At 62.3% G+C, this 23,119-nt stretch carries 19 protein-coding genes and 6 pseudogenes; 15 read left to right on the forward strand and 10 right to left on the reverse strand.

All coding sequences use genetic code 11. From position 1 onward, the window contains the following. The first annotated feature begins 440 nt into the window (after positions 1-440). Entirely contained in the window at positions 441-740 is a 300-nt protein-coding gene (locus SBI20_RS17465; protein ID WP_317976308.1) for a hypothetical protein, read from the forward strand. A 44-nt stretch (positions 741-784) separates the two neighbouring features. Here the strand turns inward: SBI20_RS17465 and SBI20_RS17470 are convergent, their stop codons facing one another. The 3 genes from SBI20_RS17470 to SBI20_RS17480 form a co-directional block, all read right to left on the reverse strand. Beyond that, on the reverse strand, positions 785-2,149 hold the full coding sequence (locus tag SBI20_RS17470; protein WP_317976309.1) for a replication initiator protein A: 1,365 nt from the start codon (positions 2,147-2,149) through the stop codon (positions 785-787). A 322-nt stretch (positions 2,150-2,471) separates the two neighbouring features. Next, the gene (locus SBI20_RS17475) at positions 2,472-3,509 is read right to left on the reverse strand and encodes a ParB/RepB/Spo0J family partition protein (RefSeq protein ID WP_317976310.1); all 1,038 of its coding nucleotides are present in this window, start codon (positions 3,507-3,509) and stop codon (positions 2,472-2,474) included. A gap of 118 nt (positions 3,510-3,627) precedes the next feature. Beyond that, entirely contained in the window at positions 3,628-4,770 is a 1,143-nt protein-coding gene (locus tag SBI20_RS17480) for an AAA family ATPase (protein ID WP_317976319.1), read from the reverse strand. Between the two features lie 313 nt (positions 4,771-5,083). Between SBI20_RS17480 and SBI20_RS17485 the strand changes: the two are divergent. The 3 genes and pseudogenes from SBI20_RS17485 to SBI20_RS17495 form a co-directional block, all read left to right on the forward strand. Further along, positions 5,084-5,812 (forward strand): annotated as a pseudogene (locus SBI20_RS17485) (IS256 family transposase); the annotation flags it as partial. Positions 5,813-5,876: 64 nt separating this feature from the next. Beyond that, positions 5,877-7,030, forward strand: a protein-coding gene (locus SBI20_RS17490) for an IS3 family transposase (protein ID WP_411911489.1) whose coding sequence is annotated in 2 segments (ribosomal slippage) — positions 5,877-6,135 and positions 6,135-7,030 — 1,155 coding nt in all. Because the reading frame shifts where the segments join, the coding sequence is not laid out codon by codon here. 12 nt (positions 7,031-7,042) lie between these two features. Further along, positions 7,043-7,669 (forward strand): annotated as a pseudogene (locus SBI20_RS17495) (transposase); the annotation flags it as partial. Between the two features lie 208 nt (positions 7,670-7,877). Here SBI20_RS17495 and SBI20_RS17500 read toward each other — a convergent pair. Further along, positions 7,878-10,052 (reverse strand): penicillin acylase family protein, encoded by a 2,175-nt coding sequence (locus SBI20_RS17500; protein WP_317976311.1) that lies wholly within the window; start codon positions 10,050-10,052, stop codon positions 7,878-7,880. A gap of 420 nt (positions 10,053-10,472) precedes the next feature. Between SBI20_RS17500 and SBI20_RS17505 the strand changes: the two genes are divergently transcribed. The 8 genes and pseudogenes from SBI20_RS17505 to SBI20_RS17540 all read left to right on the forward strand — a co-directional run. Further along, on the forward strand, positions 10,473-11,567 hold the full coding sequence (locus tag SBI20_RS17505; RefSeq protein ID WP_317973627.1) for an IS5 family transposase: 1,095 nt from the start codon (positions 10,473-10,475) through the stop codon (positions 11,565-11,567). 228 nt (positions 11,568-11,795) lie between these two features. Next, positions 11,796-11,984: pseudogene (locus SBI20_RS17510) on the forward strand (integrase core domain-containing protein); the annotation flags it as partial. A gap of 90 nt (positions 11,985-12,074) precedes the next feature. Then, on the forward strand, positions 12,075-12,392 hold the full coding sequence (locus SBI20_RS17515; protein WP_317976312.1) for a putative quinol monooxygenase: 318 nt from the start codon (positions 12,075-12,077) through the stop codon (positions 12,390-12,392). Positions 12,393-12,483: 91 nt separating this feature from the next. Next, entirely contained in the window at positions 12,484-13,539 is a 1,056-nt protein-coding gene (locus tag SBI20_RS17520; RefSeq protein ID WP_317976285.1) for an SDR family oxidoreductase, read from the forward strand. 360 nt (positions 13,540-13,899) lie between these two features. Further along, a pseudogene (locus SBI20_RS17525) lies at positions 13,900-14,088 on the forward strand (DDE-type integrase/transposase/recombinase); the annotation flags it as partial. Positions 14,089-14,289: 201 nt separating this feature from the next. Further along, positions 14,290-15,264, forward strand: coding sequence for an IS110 family RNA-guided transposase (locus tag SBI20_RS17530; RefSeq protein ID WP_317976313.1), 975 nt, complete (start codon positions 14,290-14,292; stop codon positions 15,262-15,264). Between the two features lie 155 nt (positions 15,265-15,419). Continuing rightward, complete coding sequence (locus SBI20_RS17535) at positions 15,420-16,631, forward strand: IS256 family transposase (protein WP_317976314.1); 1,212 nt, start codon at positions 15,420-15,422, stop codon at positions 16,629-16,631. 175 nt (positions 16,632-16,806) lie between these two features. After that, positions 16,807-17,019, forward strand: a pseudogene (locus tag SBI20_RS17540) (integrase core domain-containing protein); the annotation flags it as partial. On the opposite strand, the gene SBI20_RS17545 reads toward SBI20_RS17540, so the two are convergent. Beyond that, positions 17,014-18,167 (reverse strand): IS3 family transposase gene (locus tag SBI20_RS17545; RefSeq protein ID WP_411911489.1). Its coding sequence is split into 2 segments (ribosomal slippage): positions 17,014-17,909 and positions 17,909-18,167, totalling 1,155 coding nucleotides; the frame shifts between segments, so codons are not numbered across the junction. The pseudogene SBI20_RS17540 and the gene SBI20_RS17545 sit on opposite strands and share 6 nt — an antisense overlap. A 179-nt stretch (positions 18,168-18,346) precedes the next feature. Here SBI20_RS17545 and SBI20_RS17550 point away from each other — a divergent pair. Next, entirely contained in the window at positions 18,347-18,949 is a 603-nt protein-coding gene (locus SBI20_RS17550; RefSeq protein WP_314472175.1) for a sensor histidine kinase, read from the forward strand. A 149-nt stretch (positions 18,950-19,098) separates the two neighbouring features. After that, complete coding sequence (locus SBI20_RS17555) at positions 19,099-19,545, forward strand: globin domain-containing protein (protein WP_239436246.1); 447 nt, start codon at positions 19,099-19,101, stop codon at positions 19,543-19,545. Positions 19,546-19,673: 128 nt separating this feature from the next. On the opposite strand, the gene SBI20_RS17560 is transcribed toward SBI20_RS17555, so the two are convergent. The 5 genes and pseudogenes from SBI20_RS17560 to SBI20_RS17575 all read right to left on the reverse strand — a co-directional run bounded on the left by SBI20_RS17560 (position 19,674) and on the right by SBI20_RS17575 (position 22,686). Continuing rightward, a complete protein-coding gene (locus SBI20_RS17560) occupies positions 19,674-19,997 on the reverse strand; it encodes a hypothetical protein (RefSeq protein WP_125946574.1) in 324 nt (107 codons plus the stop codon). Between the two features lie 108 nt (positions 19,998-20,105). After that, positions 20,106-20,333: a LuxR C-terminal-related transcriptional regulator gene (locus SBI20_RS17565; RefSeq protein WP_411911572.1), complete on the reverse strand. Its 228-nt coding sequence runs from the start codon at positions 20,331-20,333 to the stop codon at positions 20,106-20,108. 320 nt (positions 20,334-20,653) lie between these two features. Continuing rightward, the gene (locus tag SBI20_RS17570) at positions 20,654-21,769 is read right to left on the reverse strand and encodes an IS110 family RNA-guided transposase (protein ID WP_004206949.1); all 1,116 of its coding nucleotides are present in this window, start codon (positions 21,767-21,769) and stop codon (positions 20,654-20,656) included. 38 nt (positions 21,770-21,807) lie between these two features. Then, positions 21,808-22,059, reverse strand: a pseudogene (locus SBI20_RS17620) (recombinase family protein); the annotation flags it as partial. A 33-nt stretch (positions 22,060-22,092) separates the two neighbouring features. Further along, complete coding sequence (locus SBI20_RS17575) at positions 22,093-22,686, reverse strand: recombinase family protein (protein ID WP_067407130.1); 594 nt, start codon at positions 22,684-22,686, stop codon at positions 22,093-22,095. Positions 22,687-22,825: 139 nt separating this feature from the next. Here SBI20_RS17575 and SBI20_RS17580 point away from each other — a divergent pair. Further along, on the forward strand, positions 22,826-23,119 hold a 294-nt coding region (locus SBI20_RS17580), incomplete at its 3' end, for a DUF4158 domain-containing protein (protein WP_317976315.1).

A 23,119-nucleotide genomic window follows, 5' to 3' on the forward strand; every position in this document is an offset into this window, starting at 1 on the left:
AACTGTTACAAGGTTAAAGGCGCTGACGGTCCCTTCGAGCCCAGTAATTCAGGCGAGTTGGTCGAAACGTGCGTTCCCGAAGTGTCGTGATTGTGTTCCCGAAGTGTCGGCGCTGCTGTTCCCAAAAGATCGTCGTATCGTTCCCGAAAGGTCGAAGCCCGCCGCCGCCACGTTCCCGGAGTGTCGATGGTTTTGCACGCTGTTGGATTTTTGAATCACTTTACGCACCCTCGAGCAAGAGGACGTTCAATTCAGATTCTTTTCCGCCAGACCTGACCCCCGTTCCTGTCCACACGCGACACTTTGGGAACGCCCCTCGCGACCGTTCCTATCGTGACAGGCGGGAAGGACAACCTAGCTGTCACCCCGAACGGAGATTCTCTCCTTACCGAATATCCGGGGCCCCCCCTGCTCCTGCCCTAGACCATGCGATATGACTGATGTGTGAGACAAAACGGCTCCGTGAACCGGACTACGACTGGCTCACCGGCCCCGGCGAAGCAGCCTACATCGCCGCGTTGCACAAGGAGGTCGTGGAATCGAAGGAACGCGATTTCTGCACCGGAACGCCGCTACAATGGCGCCTGCTCGCCCCCCGTCGCCGGACTACGGGGCGGCGCGGCTACATATCCGAAGGTCGCGGCCCCAGCATCGATCATGTTTATGGCATCTACAGCCTGCAGTTCTGGATATACGGGGCAAACGTCAATGCCGCCAAGGGGCCCTTGACGGACCACTAGTTCCTGCGCCTGTGCAAGGCGGTGACCGATCATCATGAAGCATTTCAGCCGCGCAACTGGTGGCGGTGCTTTACATGGTGGCGCTTCACCCAACCAATGAAGGCTCGCTGCCAGTCGGCAGGCGTCCGCTCCTGATCGGCATTGACCCAGCGCTCGAACTCGACATGAAGCGCGTGAAGATCCCACCCTGGACACTCACGACGCAAGAGGTCGATCGTTTCGTCAGTCATGAACCCGCGCGTGGCCTTGTCGGAAAGGCCGGCAAGGGTGGAGCGGATGAGCTTTCGGGCGTCGATGACTTCGACGCGTTTCCCCGGGGAAACATCTGCGGAAGAGGAAGTAGGAAATTCTGAAGCCATGACCCTAGCCTTCTTTGCTGGGGTCTTCGTGCGCGCAGCTTCGGCGGGGTGCGCATTGCCATCGTATGATGTCTCCCGGTGCAGGGCTGCCTCATGAACCTGTGGTTGTTGGCTATCTCGACGAGACTGTTCATGGGAGCGCGAGGGGCTTTGCTCCTCGCATTCTTCCCTTTCTTCCTTCGGTGCCGCAGGCAACGAAACCTCTGCTTCTCCTTTCCCGTCCACTCGCTTCATGCGAATCATCGGCTCGCCGTCCTTTGCCGTCTCCATGCTCAACGCATAGCCGGGAAGGTCGTTCTTTTCGGCCAACTTGAGCATCTCGAACTTGAACCGGCGGTACTGGCCCTCGGCGCCTGATTTCTCGAACAGCACTGGCATGGAGATTGCGAAACCACCCTCGCCCGCGCCGCCTGCATGCTTGCGCGCCACACGATAAAGCCAGCGTTCGCGCCCGCCGGTGATGTCGAAATAGGCACGGTCGATGGAAAGCACCCCGCCCTTCATCATCACGCCTTCCCAGAACCAGTTGGATAGCTCGATCGTCATCCCGCGCGAACGCTCGGTCTTCTCATCCACCAGCTGGGTCCAGCCATCGAGCCACGAAAACGTCGCCTCGCGCCTGTTCTCCGCCCTCAGGTTGGTCTTAATCGTAGTCGAGACGAGGCGATCCAGTGCCTGCCCCAGCAGTTCGTAGGCCCGCCCCGTCGTCGGCCGCCCGATCGCGCGCAACAGGTCATAGGGCATCAGGTGCAGCGTGCGCGGCACGTCGTTCGCACCGCGCCGTGCCATGTCGGCGAGCATGCTGGCGCAGTAGATCAGGATATCCGCGTCCCAGATCGTCGCCATGCCATAGTCCGGGTTGGCGCTGACATGGACATGCACTTTGCCGTCAGGGCTGGTGTAGTCGATTGGCTTGGTACGTTTGGTCTTGGCGAGGGAGAAGAACGGCCGCTCCATCATCTCGCGCTGATCGCGCAAGGGCAGGTCGGCAATATAGGGGAGGAACAGGTCGAACTGCTCGCTGACGGAGGTCTTGCGTGCGCGGGTCATGTGGTGTGTTTACCTTCGGTGAACTCGCTTTCGGCTCGTTTCCCCGGGGAAACGTAGCGAAGCGAATCTCGGCGAAGCCAGACATTTTCAGGGGAAGAGGAAGAGTAGAGGCCAGCGCCCCTGCCCCGCGATACCGTCGAGGTGACGCACGCAGCTTCATGTCGCGCCCACCTTGAGGCGGGCGACATGAAAAGCCTGCGGCACATTACCCTGCTTTCGTCATTGCGACTGCAGCGACAAAGAACAATGCCACTGTGCGTGTGATGATACCAGTTCCGGGAGCGCGAAGGCAATGGCCCTCGCATCTTCCCTTCGACTTCCATCACGCCTGCAACCCTTTGCCTTCGGCTTCCAGTTGCGCGAGCAGCACGCGAACGGCGTTCACGGTTTCCTCGAAGTTCGCTCCCGATCCGGCGTGGAGCCGCACCGTCACTCCTTGACGGTTATGCGACTGGAGCGAGGCCACCGGGCGTCCTGTGCGACTGTTTGGAATGCTGTGCATCACCGGCTTTTCGCGCGCCGTATCGGGTGCGGCAAGCAGGGTGCGCAGCACGTCGGCGGCGGGCAGGGCAGGGCGATCTGCTTCTCGGCGGGCGGCCTGGTCCTTTGCAAGCCGGGTGGCTTCCTTGCGGATGGCGGGGGCCTTGTCCTTGTCGTCGAGCGCCTGCGCCAGAGCGTAGGCGGGCTTGAGTTGGACATCGGCGGGCGAGGGGAAGGCGGCGATCACGCCATCGGGAAGCGCGGCGACCTTGAGCATCTTGGAGAGCCAGCCCTTGGACACCTTCAGTCGCTCGGCCATGCGGGTGAGGTGGCTGCCGTAGTGCAGCTTCATCGCCTCGGCATAGTTGCGTGCGCGTTCAAGGTCGGACACATCCTTTCGCGCGCGGTTCTCGATATCGGCGAGGCGGAAGGCGGCTTCGTCGTCCAGCTGTGCGACCTGAGCCACAAACTGCATGTCGGGGTAGGAGTGCGCACGCAGCCAGGAGATCGCCCAGTGGCGGCGGGTGCCGGCGATAACTTCGTAGTCGTGTGCCGCATCCCCCTCGATCCGGCGGACCACGGCGGGCACTTTCTGGCCACCCTCGGCGATGATCGAATCGAGCAGTTCGCGGCAGGACTCTTCCGTCAGGTGCGCATAGCTGCGGGCATTGCCAGACCACGGACGCACCCGCGCGGGATCGAGCAGCAGCTGCGTCACCTGCCGCACTTCGCCGCTGGCCACGCGGGCGAGGGCGCTTTCGCGGCCCAGCAGCGTGGTGCTGCGAGCGCGTTCGGCTGCGGGTTCCGCCGCCGGGGCAGGGGAGGGTGCATCGTCGTCGGAGAGCAGGGCGGCGAGATAGTCGGATTGCTTGCGTGCCATGAATTACCTCGAACGCGGGAAACTGAATCGGAACATATTGCGGACATCGCGGGTGTAGGAATGGAAAATTCCATTCACCGCCCAATGATGTTTCCCCGGGGAAACAAGTCCAACGCGCTCACCCATTGACCAGCAGCTCCTCGTCCACTTTCTGGCTGCGGCCCCATCCGGTGCGAACCAGCTGTTCGATCTGGCCCATCGCCTCGTCGAGGTTGGCTTTGCAGCGCTTGTGCGTGCGTGGCGTGCCGATGGGTTTTTCCAATTCGTAGATTGTCATCATCCGCATCGCCGCGTGGCTGATCTCGGCGCTTTCGAGGATCGGCACGGGCAGCAGGGCCGGGCCGAAAGTCTGTTCCATGATGGCGCGGACCATCTCGTGGCTGGGATCGTTGCCGTCGAACTTGGAGCACAGCAGGCGCACGAAGGAGTAGTCTACCTCGATCCCGGCCTGCGTCAGTTGATCCAGCACCTGATCCATCATTGAGAGGAACTGTACGGTCGAGCAGAAGTCCGGCGTCGTCGCCGCCAGCGGCACCAGCAGCGCGTTGGCGGCCTGCATCACGGCCAAGCTGATCGTGCCCAGCGCCGGGGGCGGGTCGAGCAGCACTATGTCGTAATTGCGGGCAAGATCAGTCAGCCCTTGCTTCAGCTTGCGGAAACGCGCGGCGAGCACCGACTGCCCGTCCGCCCCGGCGGCGGCGAGTTCATATTCCACATCGAACAGCTCAAGGTTCGACGGGATCAGATCGACGTTGGGCCAGGGCGTTGCCTTCACTGCATAGAGCAGGTCGGCCTGCGTCGGGTCGATCGAGAGGTAGGGGTAGAGCGTCTCCTCCCGCGTGATGTTGAAGTGCGGGTTGAAGCCGAATAAGGTGGTGGTGGTTGCTTGGCTGTCGCAGTCGACCACCAGCACGCGGTAGCCCTGCACCGCGAAATAGTGCGCGAGGTGGGTGGTGACGGTGGACTTGCCGACGCCGCCCTTGAAGTTCTGCACCGCGATCATGGCGGGCACGTCCAGCGGAGCGCGGGCGGGGGAGGCGCCCAGCACCTCGCGCATGTTGAGCATGTCCTGCACCGAATAGCCCAGACGCCGCCCGTTCTCCCCGGCGGGGGGAGGGGGCAGGCGCCCGTCGTCCTCGGCCATGCGGATGCGGTTGGTGGAGCAGCCCAGCAGCTGTGCGGCCTCGGCGATACCGAAGCGCACGTTGAGGCCCTTGCGGCTCTCGGGCAGGAACGCGCGCTTGCGCAGCCGCTCGATCATCTTCTCGCCTGCCTGAGCGAGATCGCCTATCTGGGACAGGATTGCATTTGGATCGGCCACGCAAGGCTCCATTGAAGGTTTATTACGTTTTATGCTTCAATAGTGCTTCAGTCCAGTGCGAAATCAGTCATAAAGATTCAGCATGTCCCTCGCCGCGCAGGCCTTCGAGTACGATCCTGATTTTATCCTCAGCCGAGGAATGCTGGCGTGTAGGATCGTGTCCCCCAGCGTGGTGTAACTGGGGGCTGAGGTGGTCACCGTGAATTTCGGATAGGCTTGGGTTGCGAAGCTCAAACCATTCGGAAGGACCACGATGACCGACCCCATGATGCACCTGCGCGCGCTGGTGGAGAAGGCTCCCGACGCGGATATTTTGCGCGACATGATCTCCTTTGCCGCCGAGCGGTTGATGGAGAAGTCCGCCACGCGCCTCGTCCAGCGCAATGGCTATCGCGAGCGTGACTGGCAGACCCGGGCGGGGACTGTCGAGCTGCGGATTCCGAAATTGCGCAAGGGCAGCTACTTTCCCGGTTTTCTGGAACCGCGCCGGATGGCCGAGAAGGCGCTGACCGCCGTCATCCAGGAGGCCTATATCCATGGCATATCAACGCGCTCGGTCGACGATCTGGTCAAGGCGCTGGGGATGGAGGGCATCTCCAAGAGCCAGGTCAGCCGCCTGTACGAGGACATTGACGAGCGCGTCCACGCCTTCCTGGATCGTCCGATCGAGGGCGACTGGCCATACCTGTGGATCGACGCGACCTATGTGAAGGTGCGACAGAACGGCCGGATCGTCTCGGTGGCGGTAATCATTGCTGTGGGCGTCAACAGCGATGGTCGGCGCGAGGTGCTGGGCATGGACATCGGCGCCTCGGAGGCCGACCCCTTCTGGACCGCCTTCCTGCGCAAGCTGGCGCGCCGGGGCCTGCGCGGGGTTAAGCTGGTCATCTCTGACGCCCATGAGGGCATCAAGGCGGCGGTGTCCAAGCTGCTCTGCGCCAGTTGGCAGCGCTGCCGCGTCCACTTCATGCGCAATGCCCTGTGACCTGCCCCCCGAAAGATCCCTCATTCTGATGTAGAGTCTGCCAACTGCAAGGAGCAGACGCATGAGGAAGAGCCGTTTCACCGAGGCGCAGATTATCGGGATGATCAAGGAGCAGGAGGCCGGGCTGCCGACTGTGGAGGTTTGCCGCAAACATGGGCTGAGCACGGCCACGTTCTACAAGCTGAAGGCCAAATACGGCGGATTGGAGGTATCCGACGCCCGCCGCCTGCGCCAGCTTGAGGACGAGAACGGCAAGTTGAAGCGCCTGCTGGCCGACAGCATGCTCGACAACGCGATCCTGAAGGACTTGCTGGGAAAAGTCTGACGACACCGGGCCAGCGGCGGGACGCAGTGCGGCGGGTGTTGCGGGACTATGATATCTCGCAACGCCGGGCCTGCGTGCTGATTGGTGTCGATCCCAAGACGGTTCGGCGCGAACGCCCGCCTGACCATAGCGCCATCCGTGCCGCCATGAAGGAGGTTGCGGGCAAGCGCCGCCGGTTTGGCTACCGGCGGATCGGCATCATGCTCGAACGCAAGGGGATGATCATGAACCACAAGAAGCTCTACCGGCTCTATCGGGAGGAAGGCTTGTCAGTGGGGCGGCGGCGTGGCCGCAAACGGGCGCGGGGCAGCCGCACGCCGATGCCCGTGCCGCTGGCACCGGGGGCACGCTGGTCGATGGACTTTGTGTCCGACACCTTCGGCGCATCACGCAAGTTCAGGATTTTGGCCATCAATGATGACTGCTTCCGCGAGAACCTGTGCCTGATCGCGGATACCAGCATCTCTGGTGCCCGGGTGGCGCGTGAACTCGACACGCTGGTGCGGCTCTATGGCAAACCGGCCTGCATTGTCAGCGACAATGGCACCGAATTCACCAGTCGGGCCATCCTCGAATGGGCCGGCAAGAATGGGATCGAGTGGCATTACATCGACCCGGGCAAGCCTCAGCAGAACGGGTTCATCGAGAGCTTCAACGGCTCGCTGCGCGATGAATTCCTCAACGAGGAACTGTTCGACAGCCTGGCCGATGCCCGCCGGAAGCTGGCCATCTGGCGCTACGATTACAACCACGTCCGGCCACACTCATCTTTGGGAAATCGAACGCCTGCACAAGCGCGTCGAGCGTTCGAGCAGGACGAAGCCATCACGCACGACGCGCTTGTGCAGGCGCAGGGGGCATCGTATTTAACTGCTGGACTCTCGTTATGATCGAGGGACTGACGGGGGGCAGGTCACGAGGCGCACCGTGTCGATTACGTGTTCGGCCTGCCGACCAACGCCTCGCTGCGAGCCGATCCGGCCATCGTCGCTGCCGCCGATGCCTGCGCGGTCAAGCGGGCTCAGCGCCAATGCCCGGTCCTGCGCCATTATGCCCAGACCCGCTACGGCGCCAAAAGCTGGAAGGGCCAACGCCGCGTCGTCGCGCGGATCGAGGCCAGCACGCTGGGTATGGACATCCGCTATGTCGTCACCTCGCTGACCGAAGGCTCGGCCGAGCATATCTACGACACGCTCTACTGCGCGCGCGGCCAGGCCGAGAACCTGATCAAGCGACACAAGACGCAATTGGCCAGCGACCGCACTTCGTGCCGATCGGCCAATGCCAACCAGATGCGCCTCATCCTGCACACCGCCGCCTACTGGCTCTTGTGGCGCATCAGCCAGGAAATCCCCAAGGCCGCAGCACTTGCCACCGCAGAGTTCGCAACGCTGCGTTTGCGGCTGCTCAAGGTTGCCGCCCGGGTCATCGAGAGCGCCTCGCGAATCCGTATCGCCTTCGCCTCAGCCTGCCCCGATGCCGAGGTGTTCAAGACCATCGCCATCAACCTCCGGCTTGCACCAACATAGCCAGCGCGGCCATGCCGCAGAAAACCCCAACCCTCGTCCGTTCAACCCCGAAAAGCCCATCGATCCTGACCCGGCGAAATACGCCGCCGCCGGCGCTCGCCCAGGTCACGCGGCCAACGCCACATCAAGCCCGGAAATCCAAAGCCCGACTGGCTCATGAATAAGACGGGCTAATCTGCTTTGATGACCATGCAAAGGCGTGCTTCTCCTAACGCCGCAGGAGGATGCGGGTGGAAGTCGTATGCGCGGCGAGGTCGTCCGGCCAGAAATGCACCGGGCGCAAGTCTCCGGTGGCGTAGCTGCTGACCTGATCGGAGAAATGGGGAGAGGCCGGGACGTTGCTTTCCCCGCCGATGCTGACGGCGCGGGCGGTGACGCGGGGGCCGAATTCGACGGCGGCGACGAAACTGTTGCCGCTGGTGCCGTAATAGCGTTTCGTTCCCGGATAGCGTTTCGCCCCGAACGAGGCGAGCGAGCCCCAACGCGCACTGGCGAAGGGGATTGGGGTCGATGGTTTCGCATCCGAAAACACCTGGTCGATGGCGCCGTCGTTGCGTTGATAGCGGTTCATGTCCCCCCACGGCACGCGCCAGTCGCCGAAATCGCCTTTGAGCCGCGCGATCGCTTCGTCGAGCGCGGCAAGGCGCTGTGCCGGGCTCGCATGGCGTTCCATCCAGTCCCAGACCGATGTGCTGTCATCCTCGGGATCGGGATGGTCGCCGCGCTTGGCCCAGAGCGCTTCGCCCCAGTTGACAGCGAGCGTCGTCGCCGTCGAACCGGCCGACCAGCGCCGGTCCCAGCCTTTGAGCAGGGCGATCGCGGCCTGTCGGTCGGCATTGCCGGGGTCGGAGGCTGCCGCGTCGAACAGCGGGGGCAAAAGGTGCTCGAACGCCGGAAGCCAGGGATCGTAGGCAGCCGAGATAAGCGCAGGCAGCGTGAAGTCCCGCCGCTCGCCCAGCACCTTTTCCGCATGGGGGCCACGTGGGTTTTCGCCCAGTTCGTCCATATAGACGGGGTAGTCGGCTTTCCGGGGGCTGTCCGCACCAGCGGCAGTCCAGGGCGCGTTGTTGGTGTTGAAGGCCCAGCCGTTCTTCGGATTGAGCACGCTCGGCAGAGTATCGAGCGCATGAAGGCCGCGCCAGTCGGTCGCGGGATCGCTGCCGTCGACAGGCTTCGTATAATCGAACCGGGTATCGCGGATCGGCACGAATTGCGGATGGAGATAGGCGATCTCGCCCTTGTCATCGGCAAAGAGTGTGTTGTTCGAACTGTTCGCCTTGCGCTCGGCGACTTTGAGGAATTCGGAGAGGTCGCGGGTCTTGGTGCGCAGATAGCTTTGTTCGAGTGCGGCGACGGGGCGGTTCATCAGGGCAAAGGCAATCCACTTGCCCCCTTCCTCGCGCACGATCGGGCCGTGGTGGCTGGCCCATGTGGTGAAACTGCGGCTCGCCATGGTTCCGTCGGGGCGGCGATAGCGCAGCGTGATCGTGTTTTTCGCAAGCGGGCGGATCTGCCCGCCATAGCGATAGCCTTTGGCCCCGGTCGGGGAGTCGACGACGGTTTCGGCAAACTCGTCGACGTTGTCGATCCCGCTCGACGTGTGCATCCATCCGGCATGGGCGTTGAACCCCTGATAGATGAAGAATTGCCCCCACGTGACCGCGCCATAGGCATTGAGGCCTTCGCGGCTGGTCATCTGCAATTCGGAGCGGAAGAAGAAGCTGGTATGCGGATTGATCAGCAGCAGCGCATGGCCGTCCTTCGTCCGTGAGGGCGCGATGGCGATGCCGTTCGACCCTTTCGGTTCCTGCCAGATCAGCCCGCGTTCGGCGGCGGTCATCGCCACTTGCTTGTGATCGTAAAAGGCCTGCAACTGCGACAGCGGCACTCGCTCGATATCGCCGCCGATGCTGCCTTCACTGAACGAAAGCGCCATCCACGGTTCGAAATGGGTGAGGACCAGCGGTTTCGCCTTGGGATGATCGGCGAGCCATGCGTTGAGCCCGTCGGCCCATGCCTGCATCAGCTTGCGCAGCCAGAGCGGGCTTTGCGCATAGTCCGCCTTGAGCCGGTCGGGGTCGATGAACAGGCGCTGGCGCAAATCCTGCCAGATCGCGCTTTCCCCTTCCGCTTCGGACAGGCGGCCCAGATTGACCAGGTAATTGCGTTCGATCCGGGGAAAATCGTCTTCGGCCTGAGCATAGATCATGCCATAGACCGCATCGGCGTCAGTCTGTCCCGACACGTGGGCAATGCCCCATTCGTCGCGGGTGATCGTCACGCGATCGACTGTCGAAGGGGCTTTTGCCGGGTGGGCCATCGCCATGGGAACCGCCAGCGGCGCGGCGAGCAGGACAGCGGCAAGACGGCGGGAAAAACGCATGACGGGCTCCACGGATCGATCGTCGTCCTGTTAACGACCGATCCGCGAACCTGTCACGCCCATTTACGCGGTGCGAGCCTCATGCGGCATAGCGTTTGCCCATGCCGAACGATCCCTGACCGCGGTTGAGGGGAGAGCGTGGATGGTACGCCAGACAACGCTAACGCATAATGCCCTGTTTCCGTTGGTTTCGGAGCGTCTACAAACCGAGCGTTCTGTGGACAGTCCCTACAAGATACCGAAATCTCGCCAAGATGCGTCCACAGAATGCGTCTCTGAATATGATTTGGTCCACAAAACCCAGCTACCTTTCAGGGATACAGGTTTTGTTCTCGCTTAGCAGGCTGCGGAAAAAGGCCCTTGCGCGCAGGCACTATTGCTGATTCCAGGATCGCGTAGCGTGATGTTGAAGGGACGGTGATGCGGGGCGGGGACGAACGGAGCGAGGGGCTGTTTTCTTACGTGAGTTGCGAAGCCCGGGTACCGCCCAATCATCCGCTGCGCGCGATCCGGGCCATTGTCGATGAGGCGCTGGATGTGCTGTCGGCAGATTTCGACGGCCTGTATTCCCGCATCGGCAGGCCCTCGATCCCGCCTGAGAAGCTCCTGCGCGCCTTGCTTTTGCAAGCCTTTTATTCGGTCCGCTCGGAGCGCCAGTTGATGGAGCAGATGGATTACAACCTGCTGTTCCGCTGGTTCGTCGGCCTGGCGATGGATGCGCCGATCTGGGATGTCACGGTCTTCACCAAGAACCGCGAGAGGCTGCTGGCCGGCGACATTGCGGCCAGATTTCTGTCAGCGATCATTCGGCATCCGCGCGTGCAGGCGCTTATTTCTGATGATCATTTCTCCGTGGACGGCACGTTGATCGAGGCCTGGGCCAGCGTGAAAAGCTTCCGCCCCAAAGAGGAAGGCGGCCCCGGGAATGACGGTGGCGATGGGCCGAGCGGCCGCAATGCCGAACGCGATTTTCGCGGCGAGAAGCGCAGCAATGCCACCCATGCCTCGACGACCGATCCCGATGCCCGGCTGTTCAAGAAGGCGCGCGGCCAAGCGGCCAAGCTGTGCCACATGGCCCACGTCCTCATGGAAAACCGCAATGGCCTGGTGGTCGATACAGAACTCACCCATGCCACCGGCACCGCAGAGCGCGAGGCCGCGTTGACCATGCTCGAGCGCATGGAGGGGCGCCACCGGATCACGCTGGGGGCGGACAAGAACTATGACACGGCCGCCTTCGTCGCGGCCTTGCGCGAAATGGATGTCACCCCGCATGTCGCGCAGAACAACACCAACCGGCGCTCGGCTATCGATCGGCGCACGACGCGCCATCCCGGCTACGGCCTCTCGCAGAAAATCCGCAAGCGGATCGAGGAGGTGTTCGGATGGGCAAAGACCTGCGGCACCATGCGCAAGACACGCCATCGCGGACGGCAACGCGTCGGGTGGTCCTTCACGCTGACCGCCGCCGCCTACAACCTCGTCAGACTGCCAAAGCTGCTGGCAGCGGCCTAGCCCTGCGCCTCACAGCGCCCAGAACGGCCAAACGCGGCCCGCCTTGGGAAGGGTGCCTGCCAGAATGACTGTCGGCATGGTCTGGAAGCGGTGAAAACGGGACCAATGGCGAGCTTTGACATGCCTTTTTCCGCAGCCTGTTAGAGTGGGCAAGGAGGGCACCGCCTACATCACCGACAGTTCGCTGAAGGGACCCGGCGGACTTATCGTAGTCGACCTTGCCTCGGGTATCTCCACGCCTTCGAGACCGGCAGCGAACTGCGGGCGGGCCTGGCGCGCTGGTTCACCTACTATAACCACCACCGGCCTCATTCCGCCCTTGCCGGTAGAACCCCGACAGAGGCATATGGGCAAATCGGCCCATCAGATCATGGGGGGCATGCCCCCCATGATCTGATGGCCAAACTCGCGGCATGACGACATCGGCTTGAGCTTAATTTTGCCGCAAACCTGTCCAGGAAGGCGGGACCACCTCAGTCCCGTCCTGCTCAAATAAGGAATCTCCGAGTGAATACGACATCCGAAGCAACCACGGGCGAAGTCCGTTTGATCGCCTATCTCGTTCCGAAACCTGGGAAGGAAGAAGACCTGGCGGCCGCAATACGCGACATTTCCGCTGATGTGCTCAGGGAGCCGGGTTGCGCCGCTTACATCGCGCATCAGAGCTGCGAACGTCCTGGCACGATCGTCATGTACGAAGTGTGGGAAGACGATGCCGCCCTGGACGTTCATGTGGCCAGCGCACCTTTCCAAAGGCTCGCGGGGCGCTTCGACGAGCTATTGGGCGAACCGCTCAAGCTTGAGCGCCTGCAGTTGCTCACCTGAGGCCGCGCGCGGAGCGAGGCGCCATTATCGTCCGCGCCGCGGATAAGCAGATACAAGCACGCACTGAAACCCATGCTTCACGGATCGGAATATGACCCAAAACGTCGCTCTTGTGGCAGGTGCCAGCGGCATTATTGGCAAGGCCCTGATCGAGGAGCTGCGTGATCGAACAGACTGGCATGTTCGCGCGCTTGCGAGGCGCGGCGATAAACTCGTCCAAACTGTCCTCGCCGATCTAACCGATCGGGAGGGAACACGCGCCGCACTCGACGCGGCGGCGGCGTCTGATACCACGCACGTCTTCTACGCCGCCTATGCTAGCGGCGGCGGACTCGCCGAGGAAGATGCCACGAACGGCGCGATGTTGCGTAACCTGCTAGATGGCCTGGAGAACATCGGTGCGCGGCTCGATCGCGTCGTGCTCTACCAAGGCGCAAAAATCTACGGAGTGCATCTCGGTCCAGTGCGGTCACCGTTCTACGAGGACGACAATCCGCGCCATCTGGGCCCCAATTTCTACCAGACGCAGGAAGCCGAGTTGATCGCACGACGGGCGGCCGGAAGACATGATTGGTCGATCTTACGGCCGGACGTGGTTATCGGCGACGCGGCGGGCAATGCCATGAACATCGCGACGGTGATCGGGGCGTATGCCGCCATTTGCCGCGCCAGCGGCGCAGCTTTCAGATTCCCGGGAAGCGAAAAGGTCTACCGGCATGTCTTTGCTCAGCTCACCGATTCTCGCGCGCTGGCGCGAGCGAGCCTTTGGGCCGCGAAATCGCCCGCTGCCGCCGGTGAGGCCTTCAACTATGTTCATGAGCCGTTCCGGTGGGAGCGCGTGTGGACCCGTCTTGCCATCGACCTCGAGCTGAGCCTGGGGCCGCCTCTGCCGATCAGTCTCGCTGAACACATGCCCCTTCAGGCCGATCTTTGGGCGAAACTCGCCAGCGAACAGCAGATCGCTGATGTTCCATACGAGAAAGCGGTAGGATGGAGGTTCGGGGATTTTGTTTTCGGCGCCGAGTTCGACGTTGTGTCCGATATGTTGAAGATCCGGCAGGCGGGGTTCACCGAAACCGTCGACAGCTACAATGCACTGCTAGACGCCATCCGCCGGCAGCAGGCCGCCGGCATCATCCCGCGCTGAGAACGAGAAATGAAGATGAAGCGCATACTGTTTTGCTTCTCTGCGGCGATCGCAACGACGTCCGCAAATGCCTCAAGCGAGAATGCGTGGGCCAAGTTTCAGCTCGAAGTGGCGCAGCGCTGCGCGGTCGCAAGCAAGCTTGATCACGCACACATCTCCGAAATTGTTAATTTCGACGAAAGCTTGGGAAAGGTGGTAGCTTTGGTAACCGGCCGCACCAGCTTGCCGTCGATGATCCCGTCCGCCTCGCCGAAATCTACCTGTGCGTGCCCCGGCTTGTGGCTCAGGGGTATGAACACCTCGCGGCTGCGCAGCTTGGCCCCCGCCACATAATCGCGGACAATGGTGATGCCACCGGTGATGCAGAGCCGACAGACCACCGATGTCGTGCTGCAGGCACTGCACATGGCGGTATGGCGGCGCAAGCCGAAGCAGCGGGTGTTGGTCCATTCGGACCAGGGCTCGCAGTTCACCAGCATGGACTGGGCTGCCTTCATCCGGGCTCACAATCTTGAACACTCGATGAGCCGACGTGGTAACTGCCACGACTGTGAGAAGATGCATGCAGTCTGGAAGGTCTGACCCGTGCTTACGACTGACCACGTGTCATGGCGTTGATCTGTCGGCCCTCCAGACTGCACCCGGGGCGTCGCGAAACGTGACTTGATAGGAGCCTGAGGGAGTGCCGTCCCGTCACAGTCCTGTCCGCTCGCGAAGGGCCTTCGGGTTCCACCCGCCTGGAGGACCAATATGCATGATATCACACCAGACGCCGTCGTCATCGGCATCGACACCCATAAAGACGTTCACGTCGCGGTTGCAATCAATGGACTGGGCGCGCGTCTCGCCACAGCATCGTTCCCGGTAACCAGCAAGGGTTATCGCCAGGTGGCAACTTGGGCAACCGAGCACGGAACCGTGCACGCGTTCGGTATCGAAGGAACTGGCTCATACGGTGCCGGCCTCGCACGTGCGTTAGTTGCGAAGGGCTTGCGCGTCATTGAGGTTGGCCGGATCAACAGGCAGCTCCGGCGTCGACATGGCAAGACCGATACCGTGGATGCCGAGTCCGCTGCAAGGGCCGTGCTTGCAGGTGATGCTGACGGTGAGCCCAAGCTCGGTGATGGCACCGTCGAAATGATCCGTCACCTCAAGATCGCACGCGACACCGCGCTCAAAGCGCGAACCCAAGCCATGGTCACGCTCAAGACAATGCTGGTGAACGCGCCACAGGCGTTGCGCGAGCGGTTCATATGCATCACCGGCAAGATGACGCTTATCCGCGCGATCGCAGCGCTGCGCCCGGGGGCACTGGTATCCACCACTGCATCGGCGAAGATGGCGCTACGCGCATTGGCAAACCGATGGCTAATGCTGGATGCCGAGATCAAGGAGCACGAAGCCGTCCTCGAGCAGTTGGTGCGTGCCCACGCACCGGCATTGATGGATGCGCCTGGCGTGTCGACCGGTACTATCGCCGACATGCTCATTGTCTTGGGCGACAATCCTCAGCGAATCCGATCCGAGGCCGCGTTCGCCAAGCTATGCGGCGTGTGCCCTGTGCCGGCATCAAGTGGCAAGACCAACCGTCACCGGCTCAACCGCGGTGGCAACCGACGGGCGAATGCGGCTCTGTACCGCGTCGCCTTGGTTCGCATGCGCCACCATCCGCCGACCCGCGAATATATCCAGCGCCGAACCGCCGAAGGCAAGTCACCTCGTTAGCGTCCGCGCTCGTGGTGTAATTTCCGGTGTAGATTGAGGCGATCGCATGGGGTGGGGCATGCCCCACCCCATGCGATTTCGATCTCGGTGGCCACCGGGCTCATCGGTAAGGTGGAGTTACCACACTTCACACGCCCACCGAGGAGTTGATCCCGATGACCGACGACAGACTACCGCTTGCCGAACTGATGGCGAAGACCGGGGATGGAGATTTTCTGCGCAAAATCGCAGAGAGTGTTTTGCAGATCATCATGGAAGCCGACGTTGACGGCTTGGTCGGTGCTGGCCGCCATGAACGATCCAGCGACCGGACGACCTGGCGCAATGGCTACCGCGACCGCAGCCTCGATACCCGGCTCGGCACGCTCAACCTCAAGATCCCCAAGCTGCGGACCGGCGCTTACTTTCCGGGCTTTCTGGAACCGAGGAAGACCGTTGAGAAAGCGCTGGTCGCGGTGATCCAGGAGGCGTGGATTGCTGGCGTCAGCACCCGGCGCGTGGATGAACTGGTCCAGGCCATGGGTATGAGCGGCATCTCCAAGTCCTCGGTGTCCAAGCTGTGCAAGGACATCGAGGAGCGCGTCCATGCCTTCCTCAAGCGCCCGCTCACCGGCGATTGGCCCTACCTCTGGCTCGACGCTACCTACCTCAAGGTGCGCGAGGGCGGGCGGATCGTCAGCGTCGCCGCGATAATCGCCGTAGCCGTCAACACCGAGGGCAAGCGCGAGATTGTCGGCCTCCACATCGGCCCTTCCGAGGCTGAGGTGTTCTGGTCCGATTTCCTCAAGGACCTCGCACGGCGGGGGCTGACTGGCGTGAAGCTGGTGATCTCCGACGCCCACGAGGGCCTCAAGGCAGCGATCACCCGAGTGCTCAGCGCCACCTGGCAGCGTTGCCGCGTCCACTTCATGCGCAATGCCCTGGCCTACGTGCCCAAGGGCCAGAACACTGTTGTTGCCGCCGCTATCCGCCAGGTCTTCCTCCAGCCCGACCACGCTGCCGCGACACAGGTCTGGCGCCAGGTCGCCGACCAGTTGCGCGCCCGCTGGCCGAAGCTCGGCGCCTGCATGGACGACGCCGAGCATGACGTGCTCGCCTACATGACCTTCCCCGAGCAGCACCGGGTGAAGTTGCACAGCACCAACCCGCTCGAGCGCCTGAACAAGGAAGTGAAGCGCCGTGCCGATGTCGTCGGCATCTTCCCGAACGAGGACAGCATCATCCGCCTCGTCGGCGCCGTTCTGCTCGAGCAGAACGACGAATACCAACTCCAACACCGCTACATGCAGATTGAGGGCATGGCAGCCCTCGCCACACCAATCATCGAGGAGGTTCAGCCGCTACAGATTACGCCCAAGGCCGCCTGAAAATGCAGCCCGATGGCCACACCCGAATTTACACCACATTGACGGACGCGACCGTCACCTCGCGAAATCCGGCGGTGCCTCAAGCGCTACATCGCTCGCGAAATCTACCAACACCTCTGCACTGAAAAGCCGCTCCCAGCAGCCGCGAAAGGCTCTTGACCAACATAGGAGCATCAATGCCTTGGCCGAGACCATCAATGGCCTCTACAAAACCGAGGTGATCTGGCGTCAGAGGTCATGGCCAAGCGCATCGGCAGTCGAAATGGCAACCCTGCGCTGGGTGGATTGGTTCAACAACCAGCGCCTTTTCGGCCCCATCGGCTACATCCCGCCCGCCGAGGCCGAGGCAAACTACTTGACCTGCCCCCCGTCAGTCCCTCGATCATAACGAGAGTCCAGCAGTTAAATACGATGCCCCCTGCGCCTGCACAAGCGCGTCGTGCGTGATGGCTTCGTCCTGCTCGAACGCTCGACGCGCTTGTGCAGGCGTTCGATTTCCCAAAGATGAGTGTGGCCGGACGTGGTTGTAATCGTAGCGCCAGATGGCCAGCTTCCGGCGGGCATCGGCCAGGCTGTCGAACAGTTCCTCGTTGAGGAATTCATCGCGCAGCGAGCCGTTGAAGCTCTCGATGAACCCGTTCTGCTGAGGCTTGCCCGGGTCGATGTAATGCCACTCGATCCCATTCTTGCCGGCCCATTCGAGGATGGCCCGACTGGTGAATTCGGTGCCATTGTCGCTGACAATGCAGGCCGGTTTGCCATAGAGCCGCACCAGCGTGTCGAGTTCACGCGCCACCCGGGCACCAGAGATGCTGGTATCCGCGATCAGGCACAGGTTCTCGCGGAAGCAGTCATCATTGATGGCCAAAATCCTGAACTTGCGTGATGCGCCGAAGGTGTCGGACACAAAGTCCATCGACCAGCGTGCCCCCGGTGCCAGCGGCACGGGCATCGGCGTGCGGCTGCCCCGCGCCCGTTTGCGGCCACGCCGCCGCCCCACTGACAAGCCTTCCTCCCGATAGAGCCGGTAGAGCTTCTTGTGGTTCATGATCATCCCCTTGCGTTCGAGCATGATGCCGATCCGCCGGTAGCCAAACCGGCGGCGCTTGCCCGCAACCTCCTTCATGGCGGCACGGATGGCGCTATGGTCAGGCGGGCGTTCGCGCCGAACCGTCTTGGGATCGACACCAATCAGCACGCAGGCCCGGCGTTGCGAGATATCATAGTCCCGCAACACCCGCCGCACTGCGTCCCGCCGCTGGCCCGGTGTCGTCAGACTTTTCCCAGCAAGTCCTTCAGGATCGCGTTGTCGAGCATGCTGTCGGCCAGCAGGCGCTTCAACTTGCCGTTCTCGTCCTCAAGCTGGCGCAGGCGGCGGGCGTCGGATACCTCCAATCCGCCGTATTTGGCCTTCAGCTTGTAGAACGTGGCCGTGCTCAGCCCATGTTTGCGGCAAACCTCCACAGTCGGCAGCCCGGCCTCCTGCTCCTTGATCATCCCGATAATCTGCGCCTCGGTGAAACGGCTCTTCCTCATGCGTCTGCTCCTTGCAGTTGGCAGACTCTACATCAGAATGAGGGATCTTTCGGGGGGCAGGTCATACTATGCAGCCAGAGAGACCCTCGATATGGTTGCATGACTCAATTGAAAATGCCTCCGGGAAACCCGGGGCGCTTCAATTGCTCTAAGTAGCCGAGTAGGGGGCACGTAGAGTTATGGTCGATACTGAAACCCGGATTCGTGAGCTTGAGCATCGGTTCAGGAACATTTTCACTGTCGTTCGTTCCCTTGTCAGCCAGAGCTTGCAGGCGGCCGATTCGATCGAAGACGCCCGATCTTCCATTGACGAGCGATTGGCGGCGCTGGGCAACGCGACCGAGCAGCTTCTATCCCACAACTGGCAGGCGCCCCTCCTGCCCGCGCTGGCGGAAAATGCGCTGGGCCACTTCACCCTCTACGCGGAGCGGCTTCGCCTCGACGGCCCCACGGTCATGATCGGTCCCAGGGCGGCGATGACGTTGACCCTCGCCTTTCACGAGCTGGCGACGAACGCGATCAAATATGGGGCCCTGTCCAATGAGGCGGGCACGATCGAGCTGACATGGAAGGTGCTGGATTCGGGCACCGAAGCCGAGCTTTGGATGCAATGGGCCGAACGGGGTGGCCCGCCAGTCGTCAGGCCCGAGCGGCGGGGCTTTGGGTCGCGGCTGATATGCACGGCCGTGAGCCGCAGCTTGCGCGGCCGTGCCGAGATGGAGTTTCCCGCCTCGGGCGTCGTGTGGACCTTGCTCGCTCCTCTGGCTGCGGTCGAGCTATGATCGAATGCGGATATGGGATACCCCGACGCTAAGCCTTGGGTTCATCGCGCATGCCTGTCTCTCCGGCCCACGCTCCTTGCTCGATCGGGTCCCTCTCGCTACTTTGATCGTCTCTTTTGTCAGGATCCTGAAATCCGGAGCACGTCTGTATGTCCAAACCGCTTTCCCCCGAAACAATGGCTTTGGTAAAAGCTACGGCGCCTGCGCTCCAGCAGCACGGCGTGGAGATTACCACGCGCATGTATCAGCGCCTGTTCGTCGATCCGGAGATCAAGGCGCTGTTTGACATGGCCGCGCACGAATCCGGCGCGCAGCCCAAGCGGCTCGCGGCGGCGATCCTCGCCTTTGCGCAGAATGTGGACAAGCTCGACGTGCTGAAACCCGCGATCGAGCGCATCGCCGCGCGCCATGTCGAGACCCATATCAAGCCCGAACATTATCCTGCGGTCGCCAACGCGCTGCTGCCGGCGATCCGCGACATATTGGGCGAGGCGGCAACCGATGAGATTCTGAACGCCTGGGGCGAAGCCTACTGGTTCCTGGCCGATATCCTTATCAACCGTGAGGCGCAGCTCTACCGGACTGAGGCGGCATGATCGCCGCATCGGGCCGCTCCTCCCGCTAGGACACTGACTCCTCAGCGCCCGCCAGCCCCATCACGGCGGTAAGGCACCGGCCTTCATTGGCCGAATGGACAGGCACAAGAGAGACGAACTCATCGCCATTACTCCTGAACACCGTTAGCGAGCTTGACGAGCTTCATCTGCACCTTCTCAAGATCGGCAATGGCCTGATGATCTTCGATCGACCAACCCTCACCTTTTGGCCGTTTCGGCCCCTTTTGTAATCGACCGATGATTGAGGCGGCCTCGTAGACCTCCTGCACACCGCCATGGCCGCCCAGATCAAGCCGGTGCGCGATTGTCGTGAGCCGATCCACGAAGTTCGTGCGGGCCGCCGGCCCGCTCTGGTGCGCAAGAGCGGCAGGCCCTGCCTTCAGAGCCGTGGCGAGAACATCCAATGCATCATTATATGGGGTATCTGGCATGATAGCTGTCCTTCTTTGCTTTGCCGATCCCCTCGTGAGTGACTCATGGTCTCCGGCTATTGCTGTTGAAGACCATTACTGGATTGCGGCCGCACGGTTGCATTTGTTTTAGGCAAAGCCACGTTCCCGAGCCCAAGCAATGGCTGCGGCGCGCCGATTGACACCGATCTTTCCGTAGATGCCGGCAACGTGGTTTCGCACCGTGTTTCCCGAAAGCGACAAATGCTTCGCGATCACCTTGTCGTCCAGGCCCTCGCAGATAAGCCCCAGCACCTCACGCTCACGAGGCGTCAGGTCGGCGGTCTCAGTGGGGTCGTTTGCGGGAGGGGGCGAAATCCTACGCTCTCATGACTGCCATCCGAGACGCTGACCGAGTTTACTCCTTCGCTGGTCGCAAGACCAGCGGTCGCATTGACCTTGGCGGGTGTGCCGCGGACGCCTGATCGACGACGATTGATCATGCTCTCATCCGCGGGTTGGTTACCGCACTACCCGTATCCGTCGCTGGGCCTATCCTCCGTCTAAGTTCGGGCGTCGGACGAACCTGCCCCACCGTACATCGTGGATTGCCCATCACAGTCGGGTGCCCGCGGCACGCCGGCCAAGGCTATGCAGTTGGTGCGCTGGCGCCTCCTCTCGTTAATGTCGTGCGCGGATCAGCCGGCTATCGCCGGCGACACCCGACGGGCGATGTCCCAGGCATAGCCGACCAGTTCACGCGCGATCGCGGTGGTCACCTTGGGCTGAGGCTTGCCCGTGGCCGCCAGGCGACGGTAGCGCTGGCACAGGCGAACCTGCGCTTTCCACCCGATCGCCTGGATGTCCTCGGACAAGTCGATGACCCGCTCACGGTAGCGTCGTTCCTCGCGAGCGGGCAGTCGATACGACCAGCCCGCCTCAATCAGCATGGTTCGTGCCTGCGCGTTGCCCGCGCGGGTGATCCGGCCCCGTTTGGTCCGAGCGCCGCTGGAGTGCTCGGACGGCACCAAGCCGACATACGCCATCAGTTGCTTGGGATTGTCGAAGCGGGTGAGATCGCCTACTTCAGCGACCAGCGTCGCAGCGCTGACCAGCCTGATACCGCGCAGGACCTGTAGATTGCGGACCAGCGGCGCAAAACACCATGCGTCCACCGCTTCAGTCAGCGCCGCTTCTAAGCGCCCAACCCGTGCCTGCGCCTCCAGCACCCGCTTCTGCATTTCCTCGAATGCCAGCTGTTGGTGGGGAAAATCGAACCGCTGCTCGGACAACCACCGCCAGTACATTTTCGTCCAGGCCGCCTTGCCGCCGAAACGACGATCATGACGCAACAGGAAGCTGCGCACTGTCTGCTTGGCTCCGATGGCATCATCTTGCGCGCTGCGTCGCGCGCGGATGAGATCGCGTACCGCCTCGTGCGCTTCGTCCGGTATCCAGATTGCGGTGAGTTCGCCAGCGCGTAGCAGCCGCGCCAGGGTCATCGCGTCACGCCGGTCCGTCTTTACATGGTCACCCGGGCGCCGCGGCATCATCGAGGGGGCGATGACGATGCAATTCTGTCCCAGCTTCGTCAGCAGCCGATGCAAGCCATACCCGCAGGGACCAGCTTCGTAGCAGACGTTCAACGTCACGCCCGGTCCAGTCAGCCGCTTGACCAGCTTCCTGATCGCATCGTCCTCGTTGGCGACCGTGCCGACGAAACGCACCTCGCCTCCGCGTTCCCCATCGGCAACCGCGACCGCAATGGTTTCCTTATGAACGTCCAGACCAACGTATTTCACCGTCTCCGTCATGACTCGTCTCCGCTGCTGACAAATCCATCATCAGCATCTCAGATTCGAGCCTCCGAGGCTCTGGCAGTCATGGGGTCTAAGCCGAGGACGCGCTTTCCGTAATCTCTGAGTTCACCCTTGGGACCGACATAGCGGTAGAGAGTGACGCGCTCGATCCCGAGTTCCTTGCATAGATCGGAGACGGACGTGTCGCGCTGGGCCATGGCGGCCTGGGCGAGGCGCACCTGAGCTTTGGAAAGGGCAAACTTGCGGCCGCCCTTACGGCCCCGCGCGCGGGCGGCGGCCAGGCCGGGGTGACTACACGAAAGTGACGTATCTGCACGCTAAGGGTGAACGGATCGGGAACGCTTGGGCTTTGCGTCCTTCTCCGTGGCTTCGAGGGCTTTGTAGAGGGCGGTTTTGCCGATCTTGAGGCGCGCGGCGGCTTCGCGAACGGTGAGGCCGGAAGCGATATGATCGCGTGCCTTGCGGAGCTTGTCGGGTGTGACCACTGGCCGACGCCCGCCGGGACGGCCTCGCTCGCGAGCAGCCTTGAGGCCGGCATGGGTGCGTTCCCGGATCAGATCGCGCTCGAATTGGGCAAGCGAGCCGAAGATGTTGAACACCAGCATCCCGCCGGAAGTGGTGGTGTCGATGTTTTCGGTGAGCGAGCGGAACCCGATGCCGCGCGCCGCCAGCTCGCCGACTTTCTCGATCAGATGGCTCATGGAGCGGCCAAGACGATCGAGTTTCCAGACCACCAGCGTGTCACCGCTGCGCAGATAGGCGAGCGCTTCGGTCAAACCAGGCCGATCGGCCTTCGCCCCTGATGCGTGATCGTTGAATATACGGTCGCACCCGGCATTGTTCAGCGCGTCGAGCTGAAGCGAGAGCTTTTGGTCTGCGGTCGAGACTCGCGCATAGCCGATCAGCGCCACAGACTGTCCGATCCTGTCCGTTTTCCCGTCATTATGCAATCTTGTCCGAATCGCCGTTGCAGGTCCAGAGTTAACGGACATATTCCTGTTGGCCGCCAGAGGACCGTCTGACGGACAAGGGTGAGGAAGGAGATCATGCTTGGCGAGACGGCGACTGGTGAGCCCGGAAATCTGGGCGGGGCATTATAGCGCGCCGCTCGATGAGCGTGAGATTGCGCGGCACTATACGCTGACCAGCGACGACATGGACGTTGTCGGCCGCCGTCGCGGCGATGCCACCCGGCTCGGCTATGCGATGCTCATGCTATATATGAGATGGCCTGGCCGTGCGCTGGAAGCGGGCGAAGTCCCGCCCGCTCCTGTACTCGCCTATGTGGCGCAGCAACTCGGCGTCGCGCCCGAAGCCTTTGCGGACTACGCCCATCGGGACCAG

The sequence above is a fragment of the Novosphingobium sp. IK01 genome (assembly GCF_033242265.1).
Lineage (GTDB): Bacteria > Pseudomonadota > Alphaproteobacteria > Sphingomonadales > Sphingomonadaceae > Novosphingobium > Novosphingobium pituita.

Bases quoted from the DNA above. Each gene is read 5' to 3' on its own strand.
- SBI20_RS17570 (WP_004206949.1), bottom strand. From the start codon at position 21,769: ATGACGGAGACGGTGAAATACGTTGGTCTGGACGTTCATAAGGAAACC.
- SBI20_RS17555 (WP_239436246.1), top strand. From the start codon at position 19,099: ATGTCCAAACCGCTTTCCCCCGAAACAATGGCTTTGGTAAAAGCTACG.
- SBI20_RS17535 (WP_317976314.1), top strand. From the start codon at position 15,420: ATGACCGACGACAGACTACCGCTTGCCGAACTGATGGCGAAGACCGGG.
- SBI20_RS17475 (WP_317976310.1), bottom strand. From the start codon at position 3,509: ATGGCACGCAAGCAATCCGACTATCTCGCCGCCCTGCTCTCCGACGAC.
- SBI20_RS17480 (WP_317976319.1), bottom strand. From the start codon at position 4,770: ATGATCGAGCGGCTGCGCAAGCGCGCGTTCCTGCCCGAGAGCCGCAAG.
- SBI20_RS17500 (WP_317976311.1), bottom strand. From the start codon at position 10,052: ATGCGTTTTTCCCGCCGTCTTGCCGCTGTCCTGCTCGCCGCGCCGCTG.
- SBI20_RS17505 (WP_317973627.1), top strand. From the start codon at position 10,473: ATGCGGGGCGGGGACGAACGGAGCGAGGGGCTGTTTTCTTACGTGAGT.
- SBI20_RS17465 (WP_317976308.1), top strand. From the start codon at position 441: ATGTGTGAGACAAAACGGCTCCGTGAACCGGACTACGACTGGCTCACC.
- SBI20_RS17550 (WP_314472175.1), top strand. From the start codon at position 18,347: ATGGTCGATACTGAAACCCGGATTCGTGAGCTTGAGCATCGGTTCAGG.
- SBI20_RS17560 (WP_125946574.1), bottom strand. From the start codon at position 19,997: ATGCCAGATACCCCATATAATGATGCATTGGATGTTCTCGCCACGGCT.
- SBI20_RS17470 (WP_317976309.1), bottom strand. From the start codon at position 2,149: ATGACCCGCGCACGCAAGACCTCCGTCAGCGAGCAGTTCGACCTGTTC.
- SBI20_RS17530 (WP_317976313.1), top strand. From the start codon at position 14,290: ATGCATGATATCACACCAGACGCCGTCGTCATCGGCATCGACACCCAT.
- SBI20_RS17520 (WP_317976285.1), top strand. From the start codon at position 12,484: ATGACCCAAAACGTCGCTCTTGTGGCAGGTGCCAGCGGCATTATTGGC.